This window comes from Lacimonas salitolerans (assembly GCF_042677865.1).
GTDB lineage: Bacteria > Pseudomonadota > Alphaproteobacteria > Rhodobacterales > Rhodobacteraceae > Lutimaribacter > Lutimaribacter salitolerans.
The window spans coordinates 1-2,355 of the sequence record NZ_JBHUDD010000099.1; the positions used below are offsets into that span (position 1 = coordinate 1).

The following is a 2,355-nucleotide window of genomic DNA, read 5'->3' on the forward strand; positions in this document are numbered from 1 at the left end:
CACCCAACATTACAGAATCCAACTCAGGCTCAGACGCAAGCGCGCTCAAACACACCGATCGGCCCAAAAGCGATTCCCCTGGCCCTCACCGTCCTCAAGACGAGATCCTAAATCCCAAGCGGAAGGCCCAAACATTATCTACGAGGTCAGGAACCTGCCTCCACGGCTCTCCAGAGAGGGGTCCTTCCGCCTGGGCTCGTCCCTTCGAAGAAGGGGCGATAGGGTTCGCCGGATGGGAGCTATGCTTGAATTTGGGTGACGCGCATTTTCAGGCGGCGCGGCTTGGTGCGTCAAAAATGACTTCTAAGCCGTCGTTGAATGTGATTCCTTCGATGACTTTTGGCAACTGATTTCTGCCATTGAGGCGCAACCATTTCTTGGACGCGGCCTGAATGAGGGTGAAGACCATCAGTTTCGCGGTCTTTTGCGAGAGCGCACCCTTTGTGCGAACCGTTCTGTGCCGAACCGTGGTGAAGACGCTCTCAATGGGGTTCGTCGTGCGCAGATGGCCCCAGTGATCAGCCGGGAAGTCGAAGAAAGCCAGCAAGGCGTCACTGTCCTTGATGAGGCAATTCACGCCTTTTTCGTATTTCTGCTTATATTTCTCACTGAACAGATCCATTGCGGCCTTCGCTTCCGCTTTCGTAGCGGCATGCTGGATATCATCGAGATCAGATTTCACGGCTGCGGCCATCTGCTTGGGAAAACAGTTCAGCACATTCTTGACCTTATGAACCCAGCAGCGCTGGTGCTTCGTGCTGCCAAATGCCTTGTCCAATGCATTCCAGAACCCCAAGGCGCCATCGCCCACTGCGATCTTGGGGGCGACAGACAGGCCCCGAGCCTTGAGATCGCTCAGCAATTCATGCCAGCTCTGCGAGCTTTCCCGAAGCCCAACCTGAAAGCCGATCAGTTCCTTCTTGCCCTCCGGTGTGGCTCCGATGATCACCAGCATGCATTCGGCATTTTCTTCCATCCGGGCCTGAAGATAGACGCCATCCGCCCAGATGTAGACGTAGTTGCGCGCAGACAGATCACGCCGCGCCCAGGTGTCATATTCTGCCTGCCAGCCTGCGGTCAGCCGAGAGATGACACTTGGCGACAGGTTGGGCGCATCAGAGCCCATGATGGCTGACAGAGCTTCCTGAAAATCGCCCGTGGAAATGCCCTTCAGATACAAAACTGGCAACAGCGCGTCCAAGCTGACCGAGCGGCGCGCCCATTTCGGCAGGATGTTCGAGGTAAAGCGGATCTTTTCTGCATGATCGGGTGTCGCCATCCGGTCGCGCACCTTGGGCCGCTGGACATCCAGAGCACCAATACCTGTCTGGATCTGCCGTTCAGGGCCAAGTCCATGGCGGACGATCCGTTGGCGGCCATCGTCAAGCCTCTCGTCCGCAAAGCTGGCCACAAATGCATCAGCTTCGGCCTTCAGCGCTTCCGCCAGCATCCGGCGTGCGCCTTCCCGTGCCAGTTCTGTCAGCGGATCAACGATAGTTTCTGATTGGCGAAACGGGAGTATGGTTGTATCGGTCTTCATAGGCGTATTGCTCCTCGTGAGGTTCTGGCCGGCTTTGACACCCGCCACAATACGCCGCCTTTCAATTCATGCCATCACCCAAATTCCCGAATAGCTCTCGCCGGATTTGATCACGGCGTGAATGGTGCGGGCCATCTTTGCGGCGATGGCGGTGTAAGCTTTGCGACGCAAATCTGGGTTATGGCGATCCTGAGCAATGTAACGCTCAAATTTGTCGCGGAAACTGTTGGTCCTTTTCAAGACTGCCGTCTGCCCAGCTAGCCATAGAGCGCGGCGTAGGCGAGCGTTGCCATACTTGGAAATCTTGCTTCGGCCACGAAACATGCTGGACCTGTCGCGTATTTGTGCCGCAGAACTTCAGAAACTGCCGGTGATGGCGGAACCGGCGCAGGTCGCCCGCCTCTGCAAGAATGGTGAGGGCATTGATTGGCCCGATGCCCGGAATGGTGCGCAGCAGCTGATAATCAGGCCGACCGCCCAGCAGTTCAACGGCACGATCTTCAATGGCATTTCGCTGGCGGATCAGGCTTCTCCCCTCGGCCAGCATCATACGGAACATGCGGATGGCGTCTGAGTCCGGTGCGACGGGCAATCCAGCCGACACCTTCGCTGTCTCGTAAATATCTGACAACATGAGCGACTTCTCAACCTTGCGGCCGACTACCTCCCAAGCGGCCTTGGTGAACTCCTCCTTGGTCATGGCAGAGATCATGTGCGGAGACGGGAACATCTCTAGTACTACAGTTGCGCATTATGGCGAGTCTTTCGATGTGCGATGGCGGCAGCGACTTGATGCTCGCGTCGCCACCGCGACC

Annotated in this window: 1 protein-coding gene and 1 pseudogene; both read right to left on the reverse strand. The window is 56.9% G+C overall.

Annotation, left to right across the window (positions count from 1 at the left end; translation table 11 throughout):
- Window positions 1-268 precede the first annotated feature (268 nt).
- Window positions 269-1,540, reverse strand: coding sequence for an IS256 family transposase (locus ACFTOW_RS13560; RefSeq protein WP_379916595.1), 1,272 nt, complete (start codon window positions 1,538-1,540; stop codon window positions 269-271).
- A gap of 66 nt (window positions 1,541-1,606) precedes the next feature.
- Window positions 1,607-2,276 (reverse strand): annotated as a pseudogene (locus ACFTOW_RS13565) (transposase); the annotation flags it as partial.
- Window positions 2,277-2,355 lie beyond the last annotated feature (79 nt).